Genomic DNA, 23,979 nt, shown 5'->3' on the forward strand with positions numbered 1-23,979 from the left:
GCGGGTCAGTCGAGGCGCCGCGGACCGCCCAGGACCTGCTGTTCCGCCTGGCCCGCCACGATCCGGACGTACTGACGGTTCATCCGCGTCGTCCACAGCGTCAGGTCGTCCGGCAGCGACGGCAGCGCGGCCACCTCGCCCGGGCCGAGCGAGAGCACCCGCCCGATCAGCTCGGCCTCCTCCGGCATCACCCGCTGCACCCCGACCAGGTCGGCCGAGTTGAGCACCCGGACGGCGTTCGGCCCCAGGTGCGGCACCAGCGTCAGCACGGTCTGCCAGGGCGTGGCGGAGAGCCGGCTGCGCGGCGGGCGGGCGCCGAGGTCGCGCACCACGAGCACCGGCGAACCGACCGAGGCGCCCTGCGGGCCGAGCCGGCCGGGCTGGTGGACCGTCACGCACGGCTGCCCGCCGCCCGCGGCCTGCGCCATCGGGCCCCAGAGGTGGGCGCGGGCGGTCTCGACGGCGATCCGCGCGCCGGTGGCGGCCGCCCGCAGCGCGATGACCTGTGCCGTCCACAGACCGCCGACCAGCACCAGCTCGTGGGCGCTGGGCCGGAACAGGCCGAGGACGGCGGGGCGCGCCTGGTGCACGTCCTCCCCGATCAGCACGCCGTCGTCGCCGACCGGGAAGGACATCGCCTCCAGCTCCGCGAGGGCCAGTACGTGCTTCTCCCGGCGCGGGCCGCGCAGCCCGAAGCCGGGCAGCAGCCGGGGCCGGACCCGGGGCTGCGGCTCGGCCCCGCTCTGCGGGGCGACGGGGTGGGTCCGGTACGCCATCAGGAAGCACCTCCCAGGGGCAGGGTGGCGAGGACGCCGGGGGCCTGCTCCAGGTCGAGCCGGGTCAGGCCGAGCCCGGTGCTCTGGGCCCGCGCCTCCACCTGGCGGCCGAGTTCGACGGCCTCGCTCTCGCTGCGCCCGGTCACCCGGAGGTGGCCGCTGAGCGCCACCGAGCCGCCGGTGCCGTGACCGGCCGTCAGGCTGAAGGTGCTGGCCAGCGCGGGCGCCCCGGTGACCAGGTTGACCAGGTCGGGGACGGCGATCCGGCCGGGGGCGCCGCCGGGGCGGCCGAGCTGCGGCCAGCGGGAGATCCAGTAGGTGCTGTGCCAGCGGTCGTCGACCCGCCAGAACCGGTTGGTCTCCTGGGTGCGCCGACCGCTGCCGCCGCCGCTGCCGCTGCCCTGGCGCCCGGCGGTGGCCAGCGGGTTGACGCAGCTGGAGATGGCCAGGGCGGCGATCAGCTCGCGCTCGTCGAGCACGGTGACGTTGAAGCCGGCGCTGTTCAGCCGCCCGGCGAGCTGGTCGGTGACCCGCTGGAGCGCCTTGCGGGCGCCCTGCTCGCCGCCGCCGCGGGCGCGCACCGCGCCGGCGGCCCGTTCCGGGTCGAGCTTGAGCGCCACCCAGGTGAGGCGCAGCGCGGGGGTCGCGGTGCCGTCCGCGAGCTCGCGGTAGGCGCGGGCGGCCAGCGACTGCTCGGGCAGGTGCGGCGCGGGCGCCGGCTGGGTGTGCTGGACCAGCTGGACCGACTCCAGGGCGATGTCGTCGACCCGCAGCGCGGAGCAGAGAACGTCCAGCGGCAGCGGCCGGGCGGTGCGGGCCGGACGCAGCGGCAGGTCCTTGGCCTGGACGAGCAGGACCGCGCTGAGGAAGGTGCCGTCGCCGACCATGCCGGTCTCCCGGCGCACCGGCCGGCCGCCGAAGTCGGCCTCGGTGGCGTGGGTGCAGGTGCGCAGGGCGGGTTCGAGTTCCAGGGCGGGGGCGAGCGCCGGGTCGGTGCCGGGCGGCGGGACGTGCGCGCGGGCCCGCTTGCGGCGGGCCTTGAGCGCGGAACGCACCCGCAGCGCCTCCGGGACGGTGCGTCCGCGCAGCGGCACGATCGCGAGCAGGACCAGGACGAGCGCGACGGCACCGAAGCCGCCGGCGACCGGCCGGCTGATCGTCCAGCCGACCGCGACCAGCGCCACCGCCACCTCGACCAGCACGAGCTGCTGGAGCCTCAGCCGCCCGCCGAGCAGTCCGGGCCGCGGATGGACGCGCACCGGGACGGGGCCGTCGCCGCCGCCGGAACGGGCCGGGCGGGCGCCGTGGTCCGGTGCGGGGGAGCCGTCGGTGTCGGCCCGGCCGCGTCGTGCGGAGCGGCGCGCACCGCTGCCCCGTGCCGTGCTCCGGCGCCCTGGAGCGGTCTGGCTTGGCATCCCCCGAGTGCCCCTCTCTGGTTCGGTTGTCGCGGCCCGGCTGGCCGGTGCGTGAACCGTACCCGTACCGTACTCACCGTCTGCTGCCGCATCGTAGAGGGTTCGAGCGTGTTCTCGCCCGGGGGGTGCGGGGCACGGGGCAGGACGGTCCGACAGGGGAGACGACGAGGATGGCATCGCGCCGCGACGAGCTGAACGCCTACACCTTCGCCCGCAAGCGCACGGTCGCGGCCTTTCTGCTGCCCGGTGGCGGGGGGAGCGACGAGGACGCGCCCCGGCCGGTCAAGGCGGTGCTGCCGAGCGTGATAGTCGGCGCCCTGGTGGTGGGCGGCTTCGGTCTCTGGGGGGTGTTCAAGCCCAGCGCGCCGGTGGGCTGGGACGAGGGCAAGTACATCGTCCAGGGCAAGCAGAGCACCACCCGGTACGTGGTGCTGACCGACCCGGACGGCAGGACCAAGCGGCTGCACCAGGTGCTGAACATGGCCTCGGCGCGGCTGGTGCTGCCGGTGGACTCCAAGGTCGTGGTGGTCGACGACGGCGTGCTGGACCGCTACCCCAACCACGGTCCGACGATCGGCATCCCGTACGCGCCGGACAAGCTGCCGAGCAAGGAGAACGCGAGCCGGCCGATGAAGTGGTCGGTCTGCGACCGCCCGGGCGACGAGCAGGGCGGCACCGTCGACCAGGCGGTGTTCGTGGCGGGCGGCGCCGACGCGGAGGCGCTCGGCGCCAAGGACCGGAAGCTGGACGTCGGCCAGACGCTGCTGGTGCAGCAGGCGGACGACCCGCAGGTGACCGCCTCCGGCCAGGGAGCGGGCCAGGGCAAGCAGCGGCTGTTCCTGGTGGACGACAAGGGCCGCAAGCACGCGATCGGCGGCCCGGAGGACTCGGACACCACCCGCTCCCAGCTGATGTGGGCGATCTTCGGGGCGACCGCCACCCCGCAGAAGGTGAAGAAGGACTGGCTGGAGACCCTCGTGCCGGGCAACGACATCGTCTTCCCGAAGATCGACGGGCTGGTCCCGGACACCAGGACCGCCAACTCCACGGTGCCGCTGCAGAACCCGGCGGACCGCAAGGTCGGCCGGCTGGTGCGGTTCGGCGAGAAGCACTACGTCGTGGGCAAGAACCAGCTGCTGCTGGTCACCCCGTTCCAGGCCGAACTCATCCGGCAGAACCCGGCGTTGCAGCCGCTGTACAACCAGGACGCCGACAAGAGCCCGCGGATCGACCCGCTGACCCCGGCCGAGCACGCCGCCGTCAACAGCGATGTGCCGCTGATGGCCTCGGGCGCCGCCGACTGGCCCGTCAGCACGGGCGCGCCGGCCAACAACTGGAAGGCGCCGAAGGACGCCCGCCCGGTGGTCTGCAGCACCTTCGACGGGGTGGCGGAGGACGGCCGGACGCCCCGGCGCAGCGTCTGGGCCGGCCCGGACTACCCGGTGCGCTACAGCAACGGCGCGTCCACCGCGCACGTGACGCCCGGTCACGGTCTGTTCTACCGCGCCCTGGACAACTCCGCGGAGGGCTCCGGCACCGACTTCCTGATCACCGAGACCGGGCTGCGCTACGCGGTGCCGGCCAGCAGCGAGGGCGGCAAGGGCGGTCAGACCACCGCACCGGCCCAGCCGGGTCAGCCGGCCGGCCAGGGCGGGGCGCCGAAGACCCCGTCGGCCCAGCCGGCGACGCCCTCCGGCCCGCCGCAGCCCGAGGAGGCGGGCGGCAACCAGGCCCGGCTGGGCTACCAGGGCCTGCAGCCGGCGCTGGTGCCGCAGCAGTGGTCGAACCTGGTCCCGGCCGGGCCGGCGCTCAACGCGAAGAGCGCGGCGCAGCAGCAGAACGCCTGAGGAGCCTGGGGCTGGGCGGTGCAAAGGAATTGGTCGCGATGTCATGGCTTGGTAACCGACCGTCGCCCAGTGTTGGGTGAGCTGCGTGTGCCGACTACAGTGCTGCACGACATCACACCGGTGATGCCCGGGGGCCGGAGACGCCCCCCGGTCACGAGGTCTGTCTCATGGGGGACGGTAGAGCATGGCTCAGTTCAGGACGACCGCTCAGGAGATGCTGGCGTTCGCCAAGCACATGGACGAGGTCATCAACCAGATCAACACCGAGATCAACGGCCTGAACAACCTGGTGGGTTCGATCACCGGCGGCTGGCAGGGCCAGGCCGCGCAGGCGTACACCAACCTCCAGGGCCAGTTCAACACGGACGCCCAGGAGCTCAACAAGTCGCTGCGCGCGATCAAGGACGCGATCGAGCTCACGACCCAGAAGTACTCCCAGGCCGACGCCGACCAGCAGGCGATCTTCGGGTCCGCCGCCTCCGGCGCCTGATCCCCGGCTCCGTCCGTTCACCCCGCGACGCGCACCCGGGCTGACCGGGTGCCTCGCAGCCTCGACTAGGAGACATCGTGGCCGACCACATTCTCGTCAACTTCGAGTCCATCAAGAACGCCAGCTCGGAGGTCCGCCGCACCGCGGGCACCATCAAGCACCAGCTCGAGGAGCTGAAGGCCGGCGTCACCAAGATCGCCGCGAGCTGGGAGGGCGCCGCCCAGCAGGGCTACCGGGCCCACCAGACCAAGTGGGACGAGCGCGCCAACCACCTGCAGCAGGTGCTGGAGCAGATCGCCAAGTCGCTGGACAACGCGGCCGAGAGCTACCGGAGCACCGAGAACCGCAACGCCTCCCTCTGGACCGGCTGACGCTTCACGGCCCGAACGCCGCGCGCCGAAGGGCGGGTGCCCCGAGCGGGCGCCCGCCTTCGGCGCGCGGGCGTGCAACCAGGTGGACGACATGAGGGGTGGCAGGGTGCCGGTGGTCAGGTACCGGACGGTGGCCGCGGCGGCGGCCGCGCTCGGGCTGCTCGGCGGCCCGCTGACGGTGCCGGCGGCGGCGGACGGGCCGGGCATCTCGGCCGCGGGGGAGTGCGGCAAGAACGCCCAGAACGTGCAGGCCGTCCCGTGGTCGCTCCAGCGGATGGTGCTGGACGAGCTCTGGCAGGGCGGCACGGTCACCGGTGCCGGGGTGCTGGTCGCGGTCATCGACACCGGGGTGGACGACCAGAACCCCCAGCTCGCCAACAAGGTCCTCGACGGCGGCTCGCTGCTCAAGGACAAGGAGGGCAAGCCGGTCGAGGGCGGCGGCAAGGACGACCGGGTCGGCCACGGCACCAAGGTGGCCGGCATCATCGCGGCCTCCCGCAGCGAGCAGACCGGCTTCGTCGGCATCGCCCCGGGCGCCGTGATCCTGTCGATCCGGCAGAACGACGCCGAGGGCAACGGTGACGTGCACTCGCTGGTCGCGGCCGTCAACTCGGCCGTCCAGCAGGGCGCCAAGGTCATCAACATCTCGCAGGACGTGCGCGGCGCGGGCGACACCCGGTTCGTCGGCTACGACGAGCTGAAGGCCGCGATCGACAACGCGGAGGACAAGGGCGTCGTGGTGGTCGCCTCCTCCGGCAACGACGGCAAGAAGGGCGACACCTATCCGGCGGCGTTCCGCACGGTGCTCGCCGTCGGCGCCTCCGACCGCAACAACGAGCGCACCTACTTCTCCCAGTACGGCGACTTCGTGGACGTCGCGGCCCCCGGGGTCGACATGCTCTCCACCGTCCCGCGCGGCGGGCAGTGCGTGGACAACGGCACCAGCTTCGCCGCGCCGTACGTGGCCGGCCTGGCGGCGCTGCTGGTCGGCGCGCACAAGGACTGGAAGCCCAGCCAGGTGCGGGCCTGGATCGAGCAGACCGCGCAGCGCACCGACCACAAGGCGAACGAGTACATCGGCTGGGGCGTGGTCGACCCGGTGAAGGCGGTGACCACGGCGCCCGCCGCGCCCGCCGACCGCCCGGTGGCGGACCCGCCGGTCGAGCTGGCCTCCGCCCCGATCGTGCCGCGCCCGCTCGGCCTCGGCGAGACCCAGGCCGACCGCGACGGCCGCACCGCGACCTACGTCCTGGGCATCGGCGCCCTGCTGGTCGCGCTGCTGATCGGCGGCGGCGTGGTGCTCCGCGACCACCGTCGACGAACCTGACGGCCGCCTCCCGCGTCCGGCGGGGTCGTCCCGAGCCCGGCGAGCCGGTGACGCTCAGGAGGGGGCCCGCGGACGCGGCAGTGCCCCGGGCCAGGGGAGCCCGGGGCACTGCCGTGTGGGGGAGGGTGGGGGTTCGGGGGAAGGGGTCAGCCCTGCTGGTCCTCGGGGAGGCTGATCACCCAGTGGGTCTCCTGGCGGGGGCGCAGGTAGAGCAGCCAGTAGAGGGTGGCGGCGGCGGTGATGCCGCCGGTCCACAGCAGCGGCACCACGTCCAGCTGGGTGATGACGTAGCCCAGGACCACGATCAGCACGACCGGGACGGCGGGCCACAGCGGCATCCGCCAGGCGGCGGCGTGCTTGTGGTGCTTGCGGCGGGAGAGCAGCGCGGCGATCGCGACCAGCAGGTACATCCCGGTGACGGCGACGCCGGTGATCTCGCTGAGCAGCTCGCCCTTGACGTAGCAGAGCGCGGCGCCCGGCAGGCCGACGGCCAGGGTGGCGATCCACGGGGAGCCGAACCGGCCCAGGGTGCCGAAGGCCTTGTTGACCGGGCCGGGCCAGGCCTTGTCGCGGGCCGAGGCGAACAGCACCCGGGAGTTCTGGATGACCATGACGATGCCGGCGTTGATGATGGCCAGCGCGACGCAGAGGCTGATGAAGGTGCCGACCGCGGAGTTGCTCCAGGCGGTGACCATGCCGGAGATGTCGCCGGAGCTCAGCGTCGCCAGGTCGGGGGCGCCCATGGTGATGGCGGCGACCGGGACGAGGAGGATCGCGGCGGAGATGCCCAGCGTCCACAGCACGGTGCGCGAGACGTTGCGGCGCGGGTTCTCCAGCTCCTCGGAGAGGTAGACGGCGGTGGAGAAGCCCTGGGTGATGAAGAGCGCGATGCCGAGGGCGCCGATGATCGCGCCGACGCTCACCGTGGTGGTGACGCCGTCCTCGCCGGTGACCACGCCGTGCAGCATGCTGGGCGCGCCGCTGTTGGCGTGGGCGAAGCCGAGCACCGACACGACGCCGGCCGCGACGACCTCCAGGACCAGGAAGATGCCGGTGATCCAGGCGTTGGCGCGCAGGTCCAGCAGGCCGGCCAGGGTGGCGGCGAGCATCACCGCGGCGCCGGCCAGCGGCTTGTCGACGTGCAGCACGGGGGCGAGGTAGTCGGCGGTGCCGAGGGCGATGACCGAGGGGACGATCATCACCACGATCAGCGAGAGCACGAAGACCAGCCAGCCGGCCAGGCGCCCGGCCAGGGTGCCGACCATCGCGTACTCGCCGCCGGCGCTGGGGATCAGGGTGCCGAGCTCGGAGTAGCAGAAGGCGACCGCGATGCAGAGCACCGAGCCGATCGCGATGGCCAGCGCGGTGGCGCTGCCGATGCTGGAGAACAGCTCCGGGACGATCACGAAGAGCGTGGAGGCCGGGGTGACGCAGGACAGCGTGAGCAGTGTGCCGCCGACGACGCCGATCGAGCGCTTGAGCGTCTGCTGCTGGGTGTCGGGCGCGCCTGCGGCGGCCGCGGCGGGGGCCGCGGTGGCGGGCGGGCGAAGCGTGTCGGTCATGTGGCATCCGATCGGCTCTGTGCTGGTCCTGGAGAGGGAGCGGTATCGCCTCCGCTGGCTGCTGGCTCGGTTTATGGTCCTGTCGCTCCCGGGCCGCCATGGAACCTTGGCCGTATCGATCGCGTCAATGCCGGAATCGCTTCGGAATCCGTTGCTGTACGGCGTATAAACATGCGATCCGATGATCACTAACTGTCATCACTATGTATGTCCGACTTGTTACTTTCGCCACATCGCGCTTGAATCCAAGGTGAACGCCAGGTTGCATGCACCTATTCAAAGGCGCTTCCGGAATGCGGGGGCAGGTCGGCCGGACACCCCGGCGCCGCCCGCCGGGCACCGGGCCGGGTACGGGAACCGCAGCCCCCGCCCGGAAAGATCTAGGTAACGTTTCGGCACGTGGGACGACGGAAGGGGCCGGATCCGAGGACCCGACCCCTTCGAACACGCTCCGTGACGAGAACCGGCGGCTACGGCGCCGGCAGCCAGCCCGTCTGCACCATCTGCCCGCTGGTCACCCGGCGCGAGACGTACACGCCCCGGCCCGGCGGCAGCGCCTGCGGCTTGACGGTGCCCAGCAGCGGGCCCTCGTCCCGGTTGCCCGAGAGCAGCACGCCCTGGCCGCCCAGCTCGCGCATCCGCTGCATGAACGGCTCGTACAGCGAGCGCCCGGCGCCGCCCGCGCTGCGCGCGACGATCACCCGCAGGCCGATGTCCCGCGCGAACGGCAGGAACTCCGCGAGCACCGCCAGCGGGTTGCCCGAGGAGGTCGCCACCAGCTCGTAGTCGTCGACGACCACGAACATGTCCTTGCCGCTGTACCAGCTGCGGTTGCGCAGCTGCTCGGCGGTCACGTCCGGCCCGGGCAGCCGCCGCGCGCAGGCCCCGCGCAGCATCTCGACCACGGACGTCATGGCCGGCTGCGCGGCCGCGTACTCCACCAGGTACTCCGGCGGGACGACGCCGAGCAGCGCGCGCCGGTAGTCGCCGACCACGATGCCGGCCTGGTCCGGGGTGTACCGCTCGGTGATCTGCTTGACCAGCATCCGCAGCAGCGCGGACTTCCCGGACTCGGTGTCGCCGAAGACGATGAACAGCGGGTCGGTCTCGAAGTTGACGAAGGCCGGCGCCAGCTCCGCCTCGTCCACGCCGAACGCGACGCCCCGCTCCGGGTGCTCGAAGCCCTTCGGCAGCGAGTGCCCGTCCAGCACCGCTGGCAGCATCCGCACCTGCGGCGCGCGCGGGCCGGTCCACGCCCCGGCGACCGCCGAGACCAGCCCGGTCACGCCGTTCTGCAGGTCCTCCACGGAGCCGGAGCCGTCCAGCCGGGGCAGACCGGTGAGGAAGTGCAGCCGGTCCGCGGTGACACCGCGCCCCGGCACGGCCGGCACGTTCTGCGCCACCCGGCGGTCCACCTCGGACTCCATGGAGTCGCCGAGCTTCAGCTCGGTCCGGTTCTGCAGCAGGTCCTTGAGCGCCGGGCGGACCTCCGCGTACCGGGCCGCGGTGATGATCAGGTGGACGCCGTAGCCCAGGCCCCGCTGGGCGATGTCGCCGATCACCGGCTCCAGCGCCTCGAACTCCTGCTTGAAGGTGTTCCAGCCGTCGATCACCAGGAAGACGTCGCCGAACTGCTCGTCCGGCAGCGCGCCGGAGGCCCGGCGGGCCCGGTAGGTGACGATCGAGTCGAGCCCGGTCGCGCGGAACAGCTCCTCGCGCCGGTTCAGCACGCCGTGCACCTCGGAGACCATCCGGCGCACCTTCTCGGCGTCCAGCCGCCCGGCCACCCCGCCGACCTGCGGCAGCTCCTGGAGCGACTGGAAGCCGCCGCCGCCGAAGTCCAGCAGGTAGAACTGCACCTCCAGCGGGGTGTGGGTGAGCGCGAACGAGGCCACCGTGGTGCGGATCATGGTCGACTTGCCGGAGCGCGGACCGCCGACCACCAGACCGTGGCCGGCCGCCCCCGCGTAGTCGTGGTCGAGGATGTCGCGCTTCTGGTCGCGCGGCTTGTCGACGATGCCGACCGGCACCCGCAGCCGGCCCAGCGCCCCGTACTGCGGCGCGGTCAGCCCTCGCTCGGCGGTCGCCTGCAGCGGCGGCAGCAGCTGGTCCACGCTCGGCGGGGCGTCCAGCGGCGGCAGCCACACCTGGTGCGCGGCCGGTCCCTGGCCCGCCATCCGCTGCACGAACACGTCCAGCACGGTGTCCGCCAGGGCGTCGTCCGGCTCCTCGACGATCGGCTCGACCTCCTGCACCAGCGGCTCGGTCACCGGCACCTCGGCCGCGGTGAACCGCACCGGCCGCGCGGTCACCAGCCGGCCACCGGTCGACCGCTGCTGCCCCGGCGCCCGGTAGGGCCCGGAGACGTACGCCGCCTTGAACCGCTCCATCACGTCGGTGCCGAACTTCAGGTAGCCGACGCCCGGCACCGGCGGCAGGTGGTACGCGTCCGGGACGCCGATCGCCGCCCGCGACTCGGCCGCCGAGAAGGTGCGCAGACCGATCCGGTAGGAGAGGTAGGTGTCCAGACCGCGCAGCTTGCCCTCCTCCAGGCGCTGCGAGGCCAGCAGCAGGTGCACCCCGAGGGACCGGCCGATCCGGCCGATCTGGATGAACATGTCGATGAAGTCGGGCTTGGCGGTGAGGAGTTCGGAGAACTCGTCGATGATCAGCACCAGTGACGGCAGCGGGTCCAGCGCCGCGCCGGCCGCCCGGGCCCGCTCGTACTCGTGGATGTTCGCGTAGTTGCCGGCCCGGTGCAGCAGCTCCTGGCGCCGGTTGAGCTCGCCCTCGATGGCGTCCCGCATGCGGTCCACCAGGGTGAGCTGGCCCTCCAGGTTGGTGATCACCGCGGAGGTGTGCGGCATGTCCGCCATGCCCGCGAAGGTCGCGCCGCCCTTGAAGTCGGCGAGCACGAAGTTCAGCGTCTCCGAGGAGTGCGTCATCGCCAGGCCCAGCACCAGGGTGCGCAGCAGCTCGGACTTGCCGGAGCCGGTCGCGCCGACGCACAGGCCGTGCGGGCCCATGCCCTCCAGCGCGGCCTCCTTGATGTCCAGGTACACGTGCTCGCCGCCGGCCCCGACGCCGATCGGCACCCGCAGCCGCTCGTGCTGCGCCCGCTGCCGCCAGCTGCGGGTCACGTCGAAGGAGCCCGGGTCGCCGGAGTTCATCAGGTCGGTGAAGTCCAGGTTGGACAGCAGCGGTTCGTCGTCGCCGCCGGCCGAGGCCCGGTACGGCGCCAGCTGCCGGGCCAGCGCCTCGGACTGCCAGGCGGAGAGGGTGTCCGGGGCGCCGGAGTAGGTGGCGCCGGAGGCCGAGCGCAGCACCAGCTCGTCCGGCGAGACCGTGACGACCAGGTGCCCGGTCGGCTCGTCGAGGTCGCCCGGGACCACCTCGACGATGGTCACCCCGTGCACGCCCTCGGCGCCGGCCAGCAGCGAGTCGTGCGGTACCGACGCGCCGTCCATCACCACGACGATGTGCGGCTGGTCGGGCGCCGGCGCGGCGTCCCGGACGAACCGCTGGCGGCCGGCGAGTTCGTCCTGGAGCAGCAGCTCCAGCTCGCCCAGGCCGGTGGCGATCAGCCGGCGCGAACCGGCGCCGTCGTTCTCCTTGCGGTGCTGGTTGTGCGGGAGCCACTTGGTCCACTCCCACTCGTCCACCGCGCCGGGCGCCGCGGCCACCGTGACCAGCAGGTCGTCCGGCGAGTGCAGGGTGGTCAACTGGGCGATCATCGCCCGGACGTTGCCGTAGACGGTGTCCGGGTCGCCGCAGACCGTGATGTGGTAGAAGGCGCGCAGCGAGATCGCCAACGGCAGGTCCTGCAGGGTGCCGTGCGCCTTCAGGAAGGTCTGCATCGCGGCCGCCGACAGCGGCTCCAGCTCGTCCATCGGCGCGGTCTGCGGCGCGACCAGCGGGGTGGACAGCTGCACCGGTCCGCGGCCGACCCGGATCTGCGCGAAGTCGGCGTCCCCGGCGCGCCGTTCCCACAGCCGGCGGCCGTCCGCGACGATCGACCAGAGCTGGTCCGGCTCGGGGTTCAGGAACAGTTGCGCGCCGCGCTGGCGCTCGGCGGTCCGGCGCACCTGGCGGCGCATCTGCTGGAGGTACTTGAGGTAGTCGCGCCGCTCGTCCGCGGTGGCCGAGGAGCCGCCCTTGCGGGCCCGGACGATCTGCGCGAGCGCCATGCCGACCGTGGAGACGATCATCAGACCGCCCATGATCTTCATCGGGGCCTGGGCACCCGGCGAGAAGAAGAACACCGCCGATCCGCCCATGCCGAGCATCGGCAGGATGCTCATCACCCAGTCCTCGCCGCCCGACCGGGGCAGCTCGGGCGGGGCGACCAGCTCCACCGGCTCGTCCGCCACCGCGGGCGGATAGGCCCGGGGCGGCCGCTTGACGGTGATCACACCCATGCGCGCCCCACCCTCCGACCACCAACGCTTCGCTCGATCACCACGGCATCAGCCCTCACGCCACTGGATACGTACGGGCGAGGGCGCCCCGTGTGACGCCGCCCCCGCTCCGCCGGCCGCAGGCACCGGAGGAGGCGCGCGCCGCCCCCGCCGCCTTGCGCAGGGGGCCGATCCTACTGGGGACCCGCCCCGGCGGACCCGCCCGCCCTCCACGGGGCCGGACACGAACCGAGCGGGTAGGGTAACGCCGCGCCAACTCGTGGCCCCGCCGGGCCGGTTCCGCCCGGCCGGCGCCCGCGCGACAGCCAGACCGACCAGCCGCGGGTACCGCGGCACCGTCACCAAGGGGGAGCGCCCAGTGCGTCGAGCGAACGAGGTGCGGGCATGACGACGCCCGCCACCACCGGCTTCTGCCGGGTCACCGTCGTCGCCCCGGACAGCCGGATCGACGTCGCCCTGCCCGAGGACGTCCCGCTCGCGGACGTCTACCCCGAGGTGCTGCGGCTCTCCGGCCAGACCCAGCCCGACGGCGTCCCCACCGGGTTCCACCTGGTCCGCCGCGACGGCACGGTGCTCGACGGCAGCCGCTCGCTGGGCGCCCAGCAGGTGCGCGACGGCGACCTGCTCAGCCTGCGCCCGTTCGCCGAGTCGCTGCCGCCCGCCGTCTACGACGACGTCGCCGACGCGATCGCCACCGCAGGCGAGAGCGACCGCCGGTTCTGGAGCCCCGAGCTGATGCGCGCCTTCGGCCTCATCGGCACCGGCGTGCTGCTCACCCTGCTCGGCTTCGCCCTCTGGTTCGCCGACCTGCGCCACGACATGCACGGCCTGCCCGGGGTGCTCTCCGGCGTCGTCGCCGTGGTGCTCACCGCCTTCGCCGGCGTCCGCGCCCGGGTCTACCGGGACGCCTGGGCCGCGCTCGCCCTCGGGCTCGGCGCCCTGCCGCACGCCCTGATCGCCGGCAGCGGCGTCCTCGCGCCCACCGGCGGCCCGCTGGCCGGCCCCGGCCGGCTGCAGTTCCTCACCGGCTGCGTCGCCGTCCTGGTGGTCGCCGTCCTGCTGGTCGGCCTGCTGCCCGAGCGGGACTCGCTGTTCGTCGCCGCCGCCTTCCTGGCCGCGGCCGGCGCGCTCGCCACCTTCGCGGCCGTGCTGCTGCCCGACACCCCGGTCGACCACATCGCCGCCGTCGCCGGCGTCGCCGCCGTCGCCGCGATCGGCTTCCTGCCGGGCCTGTCCGCCCGCTTCGCCCGGCTGCCCGTCGGCTACAGCGCCCCCGGCCAGACCCGTGCCCGCGGCCGCGACCACGACGAGGAGGCCGCCCGCGCCGAACTCGTCCAGTACGAGCGGATCGCCCACCAGGCGCGCCGCGGCCACGAGGTACTGGTCGGCCTGGTCGGCGGCTGCGCCGCGGTGATCGTCGGCGCCTGCGCGGTGCTCGGCTTCACCGACGAGACCTTCCCCCAGCTGCTCGCGCTCCTCCTCGGCCTCGCCACCATGCTCCGCGCCCGCCTGTTCCGCTACAGCGCCCAGGTCTTCAGCCTCACCATCGCCGGACTGCTCGGCCTGTCGCTGCTGATCGTCGGCCTCTCCCTGCACACCCCGCAGTTCGTGCTGCGGGCCGGCATCGGCTCCACCGGCGCCGACCTGCGCACCGTCTGGCTGGCCGCCTCGATCGCCTTCGGCGCCGCGGTGCTCACCGCGATCGCCCTGGTGGTGCCCCGGCTCGGCGTCTCCCCGTTCTGGGGGCGCATCCTGGACCTGGTCGACAGCCTCACCCTGATGTCGCTGGTCCCGCTGGTGCTCGCCGTTCTCGACGTCTACCGGCTGGTGCGCGGCGCCACCGGCTGACCGGCGGACGGGCGTACCGGGGCCGCCGGCCGGCCGTGTCGGCGGCACTGGTACGCTTGGCCTTCGAGCGCAGCCGTGTGTCCGCCCCCGGGTGGGGCGAGGACCGGCGGCCGCGCCCGTCACGACACCGAGTTCTCCCAGAGTCCTGTGCCGTAGACCAGGACCGCTCGGTATCACCTCGAAGGAGTTGCAGTGGCTCTCGCCTCTGACGTCAAGAAGCAGATCATCGCCGAGTTCGGCCAGAAGGAGGGCGACACCGGCTCCCCCGAGGTCCAGGTGGCCATGCTCTCCCGCCGCATCTCGGACCTGACCGAGCACCTCAAGTCGCACAAGCACGACCACCACTCGCGCCGCGGCCTGCTGATCCTGGTCGGCCAGCGCCGCCGTCTGCTGCAGTACCTGGCCAAGAAGGACATCGAGCGCTTCCGTACGCTCGTCGACCGCCTGGGCATCCGCCGCGGTGCCGCCGGCGGCGCCCGCTGAGAACGCCGCTCGGGGCGGCTCCCCACACCGGGGAGCCGCCCCTCGCGCGTATGCCGCGGCCGTGTGACCGGGGCGCCCACCGGGGCGTCCGAACGTAACAACCGGGCATAACAACTCGCGCGCACCTCCCCAGGTGGCCGAGGATTGCACCGTAGGGTTGTGGGCATGCCGGGTGATGGCGCCGCAAGCGCGCCACTCAGGCAGCAGAACCCGACCCCCCCGCGGGACGAAGGCTTCAAACGGAAGCCGCCCGCATCCGAGAGAGCGTCCAGACGCGGACCGCCCGTCCGGACCCGGCCGGCCGAGAGGCGCCGGTCCTCGGTAGTGGCCGCCGGAGGCCCCGCCCACCGAAGCGGGGTGCACCGGAGGCTTCGATCGAAGACCGGCCCGACCGTCCAGGGTCAACACGCAGGCGATGCGCGGGGACGCTCTCCCGGAGACGTACGAAAGAGGAGATCTTCCAGGTGGAAGAGAACGTGTTCTACGCCGAAGCCGTGATCGACAACGGTTCCTTCGGCACCCGTACCATCCGCTTCGAGACCGGCCGTCTGGCCCGTCAGGCGGCCGGCTCCGCCGTCGCCTACCTGGACGACGACACCATGGTGCTGTCGGCCACCAGCGCGTCCAAGCAGCCGAAGGAGCACTTCGACTTCTTCCCGCTGACCGTGGACGTCGAGGAGCGGATGTACGCCGCCGGCCGCATCCCCGGCTCGTTCTTCCGTCGCGAGGGCCGGCCCTCCGAGGACGCGATCCTCACCTGCCGCCTGATCGACCGCCCGCTGCGCCCGTCCTTCGTCAAGGGCCTGCGCAACGAGGTCCAGGTCGTCGTCACCGTGATGGCGCTCAACCCGGACCACCTGTACGACGTGGTGGCCATCAACGCCGCCTCCGCCTCCACCCAGCTGGCCGGCCTGCCGTTCTCCGGCCCGATCGGCGGCGTGCGCGTCGCCCTGATCCAGGGCCAGTGGGTCGCCTTCCCGACCCACAGCGAGCTGGAGTCGGCCGTCTTCGACATGGTCGTGGCCGGCCGCGTCCTGCCGGACGGCGACGTCGCGATCATGATGGTCGAGGCCGAGGCCACCGACAAGACCATCAAGCTGGTCGAGGGCGGCGCCGAGGCGCCGACCGAGGAGATCGTCGCCGCCGGTCTCGACGCCGCCAAGCCGTTCATCAAGGTGCTGTGCGCCGCCCAGGCCCAGCTGGCCGCCCAGGCCGCCAAGCCGACCGGCGAGTTCCCGGTCTTCCTGGACTACCAGGACGACGTGCTGGCCGCGCTGACCTCCGCCGTCAAGGACGAGCTGGCCCAGGCCCTCACCATCGCGGGCAAGCAGGAGCGCAACAACGAGCTGGACCGCGTCAAGGCGCTGGCCGCCGAGAAGCTGCTGCCCGAGTTCGAGGGCCGCGAGAAGGAGATCAGCGCCGCCTACAACGCGCTGACCAAGAAGATCGTCCGCGAGCGCGTCATCAAGGACAAGGTCCGCATCGACGGCCGCGGCGTCACCGACATCCGCACCCTGGCCGCCGAGGTCGAGGCCATCCCGCGGGTGCACGGCTCGGCCCTGTTCGAGCGCGGCGAGACCCAGATCCTGGGTGTCACCACGCTGAACATGCTCCGCATGGAGCAGCAGCTGGACACGCTCTCCCCGGAGACCCGCCGCCGCTACATGCACAACTACAACTTCCCGCCGTACTCGGTCGGCGAGACCGGCCGCGTCGGTTCGCCGAAGCGCCGCGAGATCGGCCACGGCGCGCTGGCCGAGCGGGCCATCCTGCCGGTCCTGCCGACCCGCGAGGAGTTCCCGTACGCCATCCGTCAGGTCTCCGAGGCGCTCGGCTCCAACGGCTCCACCTCGATGGGCTCGGTCTGCGCCTCCACCATGTCGCTGCTGAACGCCGGTGTGCCGCTGAAGGCCGCCGTCGCCGGCATCGCCATGGGCCTGATCTCCCAGGAGATCGACGGTGAGACCCACTACGTGACCCTCACCGACATCCTCGGCGCCGAGGACGCGTACGGCGACATGGACTTCAAGGTCGCCGGTACCCGCAACTTCATCACCGCCCTGCAGCTGGACACCAAGCTCAACGGCATCCCGGCGTCGGTGCTCGCCGCCGCCCTGAAGCAGGCCCGCGACGCCCGCCTGCACATCCTCGACGTGATGAACGAGGCCATCGACTCCCCGGACGAGATGTCCCCGAACGCGCCGCGCATCATCACCATCAAGATCCCGGTGGACAAGATCGGTGAGGTCATCGGCCCCAAGGGCAAGATGATCAACCAGATCCAGGAGGACACCGGCGCCGAGATCACGATCGAGGACGACGGCACCATCTACATCGGTGCCGCCGACGGCCCGGCCGCCGAGGCCGCCCGCACCACGATCAACCAGATCGCCAACCCGACCATGCCGGAGGTCGGCGAGCGCTACCTGGGCACCGTGGTCAAGACCACGACCTTCGGTGCCTTCGTCTCGCTCATGCCGGGCAAGGACGGTCTGCTGCACATCTCGCAGATCCGCAAGCTGGCCGGCGGCAAGCGCGTGGAGAACGTCGAGGACGTCCTCGGCGTCGGCGCCAAGGTGCAGGTCGAGATCGCCGAGATCGACCCGCGCGGCAAGCTCTCGCTGATCCCGGTCATCGAGGGCGAGGAGAACGGCGAGGCCGCTTCCGAGTGAAGCGCCGCTAGCTGACCCCAGCGGCCCGCACGCCCCCAACGGCGTGCGGGCCGCACCCTGTTGTTCCCCACGCCCTCTCTCGACGGACCGCTTTCTACGGAGGTACCCCCGTGGCCCAGGCCTCGGCGGCGAAGCAGCGCCCCGGCACGACCCGGACCCTGCTCAAGGGCGCGGACGGCGCCGGAACCGTGCGCCGCACCGTCCTGCCCGGCGGCCTGCGCGTCGTCACCGAGACCCTGCCGACGGTGCGCTCCGCGACCTTCGGCATCTGGGTCGGCGTCGGCTCGCGGGACGAGACCCCGCAGCTCAACGGCGCGACCCACTACCTGGAGCACCTGCTCTTCAAGGGCACCGAGCGGCGCAGCGCGCTGGACATCTCGGCCGCCCTGGACGCGGTCGGCGGCGAGATGAACGCCTTCACCGCGAAGGAGAACACCTGCTACTACGCGCGGGTGCTCGACACCGACCTGCCGCTGGCCATCGACGTGGTCTGCGACATGCTCACCGGCTCGCTGATCCGCCCCGAGGACGTCGAGGCCGAGCGCGGCGTCATCTTGGAGGAGATGGCGATGGCCGAGGACGACCCGGGTGACGTCGTCCACGACCTCTTCGCCAAGGTGATCTTCGGCAGCGGCCCGCTCGGCCGCCCGATCCTCGGCACCCAGGAGACGATCCGCTCGCTCACCCGCGACCAGATCGCGAACTTCTTCCACCGCCGGTACAAGCCCGAGCACCTGGTCGTCGCCGCGGCCGGCAACCTGGACCACCGCAAGGTCGTCCGGCAGGTCGAGCAGGCCTTCGCGCCGCTGCTCGCCAAGTCCGACGCCGCCCCCACCGAGGCCCGGCGCGGCGTCAAGGCGCTGCGCACCGCGGGCAGGGTCGAGGTGCTCAACCGGTCCACCGAGCAGGCGCACCTGGTGCTGGGCGTGCCCGGCGTGCCCCGGCACGACGAGCGCCGCTGGGCGATGGGCGTGCTCAACGCGGCCCTCGGCGGCGGCATGAGCTCCCGGCTGTTCCAGGAGGTCCGGGAGAAGCGCGGCCTGGCGTACTCGGTGTACTCCTACTCCTCCTCGTACGCGGACAGCGGCCTGTTCGGCATCTACGCCGGCTGCCAGCCCAAGCGGGTCGAGGAGGTGCTGCGGATCTGCCGCGACGAGCTCGCCAAGGTGGTCGCCGAGGGCATCACCGAGGAGGAGCTGCAGCGCGCGATCGGCCAGATCTCCGGTTCCACCGTGCTCGGCATGGAGGACACCGGCTCGCTGATGAACCGCATCGGCAAGGCCGAGCTGAGCTACGGCCACCACCTGTCGGTCGACGACATGCTGGAGCGGATAGCGGCGGTGACCCTGGACGACGTCCACGAGGTCGCCCGTGATGTGCTGGGTGCGTACCGGCCGTCGCTGGCGCTGATCGGCCCGATCAACGACAAGCGGGCCGCGAAGCTCGCCGACCTGCTGGCCTGAAGGGACTTCACACCATGACGCTGCGTGTCGCCGTGATCGGCGCCCGGGGCCGGATCGGCTCCGAGGCCGTCAAGGCCGTCGAGGCCGCCCCGGACCTGGAACTGGTCGCCGCCCTCGGCCGGGAGTCGAAGCTCTCCGAGCTGACCGACGCCGGGGTGCAGGCCGTCGTCGAGCTGACCCACCCCGACTCGGTGATGGGCAACCTCGACTTCTGCCTCCACCACGGCATCCACGTGGTCACCGGCACCACCGGCTGGACCGACGAGCGGCTCGCCACCGTCCGCGGCTGGCTCGACGCGGCGCCGGAGCTCGGCCTGCTGATCGCGCCGAACTTCTCCATCGGCGCCGTGCTCGGCATGAAGTTCGCCCAGACCGCCGCCAGGTACTTCGAGTCGGTCGAGGTCGTCGAGCTGCACCACGACGGCAAGGCGGACGCCCCCAGCGGCACCGCCACCCGCACCGCGCAGCTGATCGCCGCCGCCCGCGCGGAGGCCGGCCGCCCGCCGCAGCAGGACCCGACCACCCACGCCCTGCCCGGCGCCCGCGGCGCCGACGTCGACGGGGTGCCGGTGCACGCGGTGCGGCTGCGCGGCCTGCTCGCCCACCAGCAGGTCATGTTCGGCGACACCGGCGAGACCCTCACCATCCGGCACGACTCGCTGCACCACAGCAGCTTCATGCCGGGCATCCTGCTCGGCGTGCGCAAGGTCGTCGAGACGCCCGGGCTCACCCTGGGCCTCGAGCACTTCCTGGACCTGTGAGCCCGGCATGACCTCCCGCACCGGCTTCTTCGTGCTCTCCGGCGTCCTGGCCCTGGTCGCGCTGATCTGCGTCGGCGAGGGCGTCCAGCTCGTCGCCACCGGCAAGCCGCTCGGCGTCGGCCTGGGCCTGTGCGCCTTCGTCGTCCCGGTCATCGGCCTCTGGTTCCTGCGCCAGACGGTCCGCTTCGGCCGGGACAGCGAGCGGCTCGCCCGTGAGCTGGAGGCTGAGGGCGGTCTGCCGGTCGACGAGCTGAAGCGCACCGGCGGCGGGCGGATCGACCGCGCCTCGGCCGACGCGGTGTTCGCCCGCCGCAAGGCCGAGGCCGAGGCCGCCCCCGGCGACTGGCGGGTCTTCTTCCGCCTGGCGGTCGCGTACGCCGACGCCGGCGACGTGCCGCGCGCCCGCAAGACCATGCAGCACGCGATCCGGCTGCACCGCACCACCGGCGCCGGCGCCACCGCCCCGGGTGGCACCGGCTCCACCGAACCCGCAAGGAGTAACGCGTGAGCGACGACACGACGGCCCCCCAGTTCCGCGGCGACGTCACCGTGGAACTGGTCCGCAGCGCCGCCGCCGACTCGGACGTCATCTGGGCGGCCCGGGTCTCGACGGCGGGGGAGCAGTCCCTGGAGGCGCTCCAGCAGGACCCGGAGAAGTCCAAGGGCCTGATCAACTTCCTGATGCGGGACCGGCACGGCACGCCGTTCGAGCACAACTCGATGACCTTCTTCATCAGCGCGCCGATCTTCGTCTTCCGCGAGTTCCACCGCCACCGCAGCGGCTGGTCCTACAACGAGGAGTCCGGCCGCTACCGCGAGCTGCAGCCGGTCTTCTACGTGCCGGACGCGGAGCGCAAGCTGGTCCAGCAGGGGCGTCCGGGCCGCTACGAGTTCGTCGAGGGCACCGCCGGGCAGCACGCGACGGTCACCGCCTCGATGGAGGCCGCCTACCGCGAGGCGTACGGGCGCTACCAGGAGATGCTGGAGGCCGGCGTCGCCCGCGAGGTCGCCCGCGCGGTGCTGCCGGTCGGGCTCTACTCGTCGATGTACGCGACCTGCAACGCCCGCTCGCTGATGCACTTCCTGTCGCTGCGCACCAAGCGGGAGAACTCGGCGGTGCCGTCGTTCCCGCAGCGCGAGATCGAGATGGTCGCCGAGCGGATGGAGGAGCAGTGGGCCAAGCTCATGCCGCTCACCCGTGCGGCCTTCGAGACGCACGGCCGGGTCGCCCCCTGACCTGCGGCGACGGGCATCCGGGGAGGGTGTCTGGCATGTCTGGATTGCGGCATTTCTGACCGCTCCCTACGCTCGTGAACACGGATTCCGGTGCTGCTTGAACCCCCGAGCACGCAGCACCGGAATCCCATGTCACCGCCGCTGGAACCGCTTCCGCCGGGGCGGTGCGCGACCGGTCCCCGGGTGCCCCGGAGCCGGCTCGCCGCCGGTTCGCGTCCGTGGCCGTCCGATCCGTGGACCGGCCTGGGTGCCGCCCCACCGCCTACGAGTAGTTTTGGACGCATGGCTCCGACCTCCACCCCCCAGACGCCCTTCGGGCGGGTTCTGACCGCGATGGTGACACCGTTCACCGCCGACGGCGGCCTCGACCTCGACGGCGCCCAGCGCCTCGCCGCGCACCTCGTCGACTCCGGCAACGACGGCCTGGTCGTCAACGGCACCACCGGTGAGTCCCCGACCACCAGCGACGCCGAGAAGGCCCAGCTCGTCCGCGCCGTGGTGGAGGCGGTCGGCGACCGGGCCCACGTGGTGGCCGGGGTCGGCACCAACGACACGCACCACAGCGTCGAGCTGGCCCGCGCGGCCGAGGCGGCCGGCGCGCACGGCCTGCTGGTGGTCACGCCGTACTACAGCAAGCCGCCGCAGGAGGGCCTGTACCGGCACACCGTGCGGATCGCGGACGCCACCGGGCTGCCGGTCATGCTCTACGACATCCCCGGCCGCAGCGGCGTCGCGCTGAGCCACGAGACGCTGGTCCGGCTCGGCGAGCACCCGCGGATCGTCGCTAACAAGGACGCGAAGGGCGACCTCGGCGCCGCCGCGTGGGCGATCGCCCGCTCCGACCTCGCCTGGTACTCCGGCGACGACATCCTCAACCTGCCGCTGCTGTCGGTCGGAGCCGTCGGTGTCGTCAGCGTGGTCGGCCATGTGGTCGCCGGCGAGCTGCGGACCATGGTCGAGGCCTTCCTGGCCGGCGATGTGGCCAAGGCCACGGCCGTCCACCAGCGCCTGCTGCCGGTCTTCACCGGTATCTTCCGCACCCAGGGCGTGATCCTCACCAAGGCCGCGCTGGACCTCCAGGGCCTGCCCGCCGGCCCGCTGCGGCTGCCCCTGGTGGGTGCGACTCCCGAGGAGATCGCGCAACTGAAGAGGGATCTCGCCGACGGCGGGGTAGACCTGTAACAGACACAGACGTGCGCGCCCCGGCTCGCCGGACCCTCACGGGCCCGTCGCTGGACCGGACCGAAGGCGCGAGAGCACAGACCTGGTAGGAAACGACACTGAGAACGCACGCCATATGTCTCGCGGGGGAGGACCCCGGACATATGGCGTGCGTCGTGAGGAGAGTCTTTTGAGCCACCCGCATCCCGAACTCGGCGCACCGCCGGCGCTCAAGGCAGGCGCCCTGCGCATCACCCCGCTCGGCGGTCTCGGCGAGATCGGCCGCAACATGACGGTCTTCGAGTACGGGGACCGCATTCTGATCGTCGACTGCGGCGTCCTCTTCCCCGAGGACGAGCAGCCCGGCGTCGACCTGATCCTCCCGGACTTCAGCTACATCCGGGACCGCCTCGACAAGGTCGACGGCATCGTCCTCACGCACGGCCACGAGGACCACATCGGCGCCGTCCCGTACCTGCTCCGGGAGAACCCGGACATCCCGCTGATCGGGTCGAAGCTCACCCTCGCGCTGATCGAGGCCAAGCTCGCCGAGCACCGCATCCGCCCGTACGTGCTGGAGGTCGCCGAGGGCGACCGCGAGCGGATCGGCCCCTTCGACTGCCAGTTCATCGCGGTCAACCACTCCATCCCGGACGCGCTGGCCGTCGCCGTGCGCACGCCCGCCGGCATGGTCGTCGCCACCGGTGACTTCAAGATGGACCAGCTGCCGCTCGACGGCCGCCTGACCGACCTGCCGACCTTCGCCAAGCTGGCGGAGGAGGGCATGGACCTGCTGCTGGTGGACTCCACCAATGCCGAGGTCCCCGGTTTCATCCCGCACGAGCGGGACATCTCCGCCGCGCTGCGAAACGTTTTCGCGAACGCGGAGAAGCGCATCATCGTCGCCTCCTTCGCCAGCCACGTGCACCGCATCCAGCAGGTGCTGGACGCCGCGCACGAGTACAAGCGCAAGGTCGCCTTCGTCGGCCGCTCGATGGTCCGCAACATGGGCATCGCCCGCGACCTGGGCTACCTGAAGGTCCCGGGCAACATGGTCGTCGACGTCAAGCAGCTGGACGACCTGCCGGACAAGGAGGTCGTGCTGATCTGTACCGGCTCGCAGGGCGAGCCGATGGCCGCGCTGTCCCGGATGGCCAACCGCGACCACCAGATCCGCATCGTCGAGGGCGACACCGTCGTCCTGGCGTCCTCGCTCATCCCGGGCAACGAGAACGCCGTGTACCGGGTCATCAACGGCCTGACCCGCTGGGGCGCCAAGGTCGTGCACAAGGGCAACGCCAAGGTGCACGTCTCCGGCCACGCCTCGGCCGGCGAGCTGCTGTACTTCTTCAACATCTGCAAGCCGCGCAACCTCATGCCGGTGCACGGTGAGTGGCGCCACCTGCGGGCGGCGGCCGACCTGGGCATCGCCACCGGCGTCCCGCGCAACCGCGTGGTCATCGCCGAGGACGGCGTCTGCGTCGACCTGGAGGGCGGCGTCGCCCGCATCGTCGGCAAGGTGCAGGCCGGCTACGTCTACGTCGACGGCTCCTCGGTCGGTGACATCACCGAGGCCTCGCTCAAGGACCGCAGGATCCTCGGCGAGGAGGGCTTCATCTCCTGCTTCGTGGTGGTCGACTCCACCAACGGCAAGATCGTGGGCGGCCCGAGCATCCAGGCCCGCGGCTCCGGCATCGACGACGCCGCGTTCGTCCCGGTCGCGGCCAGGCTCCAGGAGGCGCTCGACCGTTCGGCGAGCGACGGCGTCCTGGAGATCCGCCAGGTCCAGCAGCTCGTCCGCCGAACCCTCGGCAAGTGGGTGGCCGACAACTACCGCCGTCGCCCGATGATCCTTCCGGTCGTCGTCGAGGTGTGAGCCGGCCCGGCTTGATTTGACGTGGGGCAGCCCGGTGCGTAATGTTCTCCGGGTTGCCCCACGGGACGGCCCCCAGTCGAAGTGCTCGAACTGAATTCGAGAACGGAGCGGGAAAACGGCCCGAGAAACTCTGATAGAGTTCGGGAGCGCCGAAAGGCCGAAGCAAATCGGATGAATGAAACTCCGGAAAACGGAGCGAAAAACGTCTGATAAGCTGGAAACACGAAAGAACGAAGCGCCCGGAGGGCCGGTGTGAAAGCCGCCTGATGGAAG

The 23,979-nt window shown here is 72.3% G+C and carries 17 protein-coding genes; 13 read left to right on the plus strand and 4 right to left on the minus strand.

Annotation, left to right across the window (positions count from 1 at the left end; translation table 11 throughout):
* Nucleotides 1–5 precede the first annotated feature (5 nt).
* Nucleotides 6–776 (minus strand): hypothetical protein, encoded by a 771-nt coding sequence (locus tag ABT093_RS35130; RefSeq protein ID WP_350571248.1) that lies wholly within the window; start codon nt 774–776, stop codon nt 6–8.
* Complete coding sequence (eccE, locus tag ABT093_RS35135) at nt 776–2,191, minus strand: type VII secretion protein EccE (RefSeq protein WP_350571249.1); 1,416 nt, start codon at nt 2,189–2,191, stop codon at nt 776–778. The genes ABT093_RS35130 and eccE overlap by 1 nt, the downstream gene beginning before the upstream one ends.
* Nucleotides 2,192–2,361: 170 nt before the next feature.
* On the opposite strand from eccE, the gene ABT093_RS35140 reads away from it, so the two are divergent.
* The 4 genes from ABT093_RS35140 (at nt 2,362) to mycP (ending at nt 6,226) form a co-directional block, all read left to right on the plus strand.
* Nucleotides 2,362–4,038, plus strand: coding sequence for a type VII secretion protein EccB (locus ABT093_RS35140; RefSeq protein ID WP_350571251.1), 1,677 nt, complete (start codon nt 2,362–2,364; stop codon nt 4,036–4,038).
* A gap of 184 nt (nt 4,039–4,222) precedes the next feature.
* Nucleotides 4,223–4,528 (plus strand): WXG100 family type VII secretion target, encoded by a 306-nt coding sequence (locus tag ABT093_RS35145; RefSeq protein ID WP_350571253.1) that lies wholly within the window; start codon nt 4,223–4,225, stop codon nt 4,526–4,528.
* A 77-nt stretch (nt 4,529–4,605) separates the two neighbouring features.
* Nucleotides 4,606–4,899 carry a WXG100 family type VII secretion target gene (locus ABT093_RS35150; RefSeq protein WP_350571255.1) on the plus strand — a complete coding sequence of 98 codons (294 nt, stop codon included), beginning with the start codon at nt 4,606–4,608 and terminating at the stop codon, nt 4,897–4,899.
* Nucleotides 4,900–4,990: 91 nt separating this feature from the next.
* The gene (mycP, locus tag ABT093_RS35155; protein ID WP_350571257.1) at nt 4,991–6,226 is read left to right on the plus strand and encodes a type VII secretion-associated serine protease mycosin; all 1,236 of its coding nucleotides are present in this window, start codon (nt 4,991–4,993) and stop codon (nt 6,224–6,226) included.
* A gap of 146 nt (nt 6,227–6,372) precedes the next feature.
* On the opposite strand, the gene ABT093_RS35160 is transcribed toward mycP, so the two are convergent.
* Together ABT093_RS35160 and eccCa are read right to left on the minus strand one after the other, a co-directional pair.
* Complete coding sequence (locus ABT093_RS35160) at nt 6,373–7,788, minus strand: APC family permease (protein ID WP_350571258.1); 1,416 nt, start codon at nt 7,786–7,788, stop codon at nt 6,373–6,375.
* Between the two features lie 470 nt (nt 7,789–8,258).
* Complete coding sequence (gene eccCa / locus ABT093_RS35165) at nt 8,259–12,206, minus strand: type VII secretion protein EccCa (protein ID WP_350571260.1); 3,948 nt, start codon at nt 12,204–12,206, stop codon at nt 8,259–8,261.
* 384 nt (nt 12,207–12,590) lie between these two features.
* On the opposite strand from eccCa, the gene eccD reads away from it, so the two are divergent.
* The 9 genes from eccD to ABT093_RS35210 all read left to right on the plus strand — a co-directional run bounded on the left by eccD (nt 12,591) and on the right by ABT093_RS35210 (nt 23,706).
* Nucleotides 12,591–14,054, plus strand: coding sequence for a type VII secretion integral membrane protein EccD (gene eccD, locus ABT093_RS35170; protein WP_350571261.1), 1,464 nt, complete (start codon nt 12,591–12,593; stop codon nt 14,052–14,054).
* A gap of 192 nt (nt 14,055–14,246) precedes the next feature.
* Complete coding sequence (rpsO, locus tag ABT093_RS35175; RefSeq protein WP_209416808.1) at nt 14,247–14,537, plus strand: 30S ribosomal protein S15; 291 nt, start codon at nt 14,247–14,249, stop codon at nt 14,535–14,537.
* A 464-nt stretch (nt 14,538–15,001) separates the two neighbouring features.
* Nucleotides 15,002–17,209, plus strand: a complete 2,208-nt coding sequence (locus ABT093_RS35180) for a polyribonucleotide nucleotidyltransferase (protein ID WP_350571263.1) — start codon at nt 15,002–15,004, stop codon at nt 17,207–17,209.
* A gap of 110 nt (nt 17,210–17,319) precedes the next feature.
* Nucleotides 17,320–18,672, plus strand: a complete 1,353-nt coding sequence (locus ABT093_RS35185) for a M16 family metallopeptidase (RefSeq protein ID WP_350571264.1) — start codon at nt 17,320–17,322, stop codon at nt 18,670–18,672.
* A gap of 14 nt (nt 18,673–18,686) precedes the next feature.
* The gene (gene dapB / locus ABT093_RS35190) at nt 18,687–19,433 is read left to right on the plus strand and encodes a 4-hydroxy-tetrahydrodipicolinate reductase (protein ID WP_350571266.1); all 747 of its coding nucleotides are present in this window, start codon (nt 18,687–18,689) and stop codon (nt 19,431–19,433) included.
* Nucleotides 19,434–19,440: 7 nt separating this feature from the next.
* Nucleotides 19,441–19,941, plus strand: a complete 501-nt coding sequence (locus ABT093_RS35195; protein WP_350571268.1) for a hypothetical protein — start codon at nt 19,441–19,443, stop codon at nt 19,939–19,941.
* Nucleotides 19,938–20,669, plus strand: a complete 732-nt coding sequence (gene thyX / locus ABT093_RS35200) for an FAD-dependent thymidylate synthase (protein WP_350571270.1) — start codon at nt 19,938–19,940, stop codon at nt 20,667–20,669. The genes ABT093_RS35195 and thyX overlap by 4 nt, the downstream gene beginning before the upstream one ends.
* Nucleotides 20,670–20,951: 282 nt before the next feature.
* Nucleotides 20,952–21,851, plus strand: a complete 900-nt coding sequence (gene dapA, locus ABT093_RS35205; protein WP_350571272.1) for a 4-hydroxy-tetrahydrodipicolinate synthase — start codon at nt 20,952–20,954, stop codon at nt 21,849–21,851.
* Between the two features lie 169 nt (nt 21,852–22,020).
* Nucleotides 22,021–23,706 (plus strand): ribonuclease J, encoded by a 1,686-nt coding sequence (locus ABT093_RS35210; RefSeq protein WP_350571274.1) that lies wholly within the window; start codon nt 22,021–22,023, stop codon nt 23,704–23,706.
* Nucleotides 23,707–23,979 lie beyond the last annotated feature (273 nt).

The sequence above is a fragment of the Kitasatospora sp. NPDC002551 genome (genome assembly GCF_040296005.1).
Classification (GTDB): domain Bacteria; phylum Actinomycetota; class Actinomycetes; order Streptomycetales; family Streptomycetaceae; genus Kitasatospora.

Excerpts from the sequence above, each read along its gene's own strand:
- eccCa (WP_350571260.1), bottom strand. The coding sequence starts at position 12,206 with ATGGGTGTGATCACCGTCAAGCGGCCGCCCCGGGCCTATCCGCCCGCG.
- ABT093_RS35195 (WP_350571268.1), top strand. The coding sequence starts at position 19,441 with ATGACCTCCCGCACCGGCTTCTTCGTGCTCTCCGGCGTCCTGGCCCTG.
- mycP (WP_350571257.1), top strand. The coding sequence starts at position 4,991 with ATGAGGGGTGGCAGGGTGCCGGTGGTCAGGTACCGGACGGTGGCCGCG.
- ABT093_RS35145 (WP_350571253.1), top strand. The coding sequence starts at position 4,223 with ATGGCTCAGTTCAGGACGACCGCTCAGGAGATGCTGGCGTTCGCCAAG.
- ABT093_RS35130 (WP_350571248.1), bottom strand. The coding sequence starts at position 776 with ATGGCGTACCGGACCCACCCCGTCGCCCCGCAGAGCGGGGCCGAGCCG.
- eccD (WP_350571261.1), top strand. The coding sequence starts at position 12,591 with ATGACGACGCCCGCCACCACCGGCTTCTGCCGGGTCACCGTCGTCGCC.
- dapB (WP_350571266.1), top strand. The coding sequence starts at position 18,687 with ATGACGCTGCGTGTCGCCGTGATCGGCGCCCGGGGCCGGATCGGCTCC.
- ABT093_RS35140 (WP_350571251.1), top strand. The coding sequence starts at position 2,362 with ATGGCATCGCGCCGCGACGAGCTGAACGCCTACACCTTCGCCCGCAAG.
- dapA (WP_350571272.1), top strand. The coding sequence starts at position 20,952 with ATGGCTCCGACCTCCACCCCCCAGACGCCCTTCGGGCGGGTTCTGACC.
- eccE (WP_350571249.1), bottom strand. The coding sequence starts at position 2,191 with ATGCCAAGCCAGACCGCTCCAGGGCGCCGGAGCACGGCACGGGGCAGC.
- ABT093_RS35160 (WP_350571258.1), bottom strand. The coding sequence starts at position 7,788 with ATGACCGACACGCTTCGCCCGCCCGCCACCGCGGCCCCCGCCGCGGCC.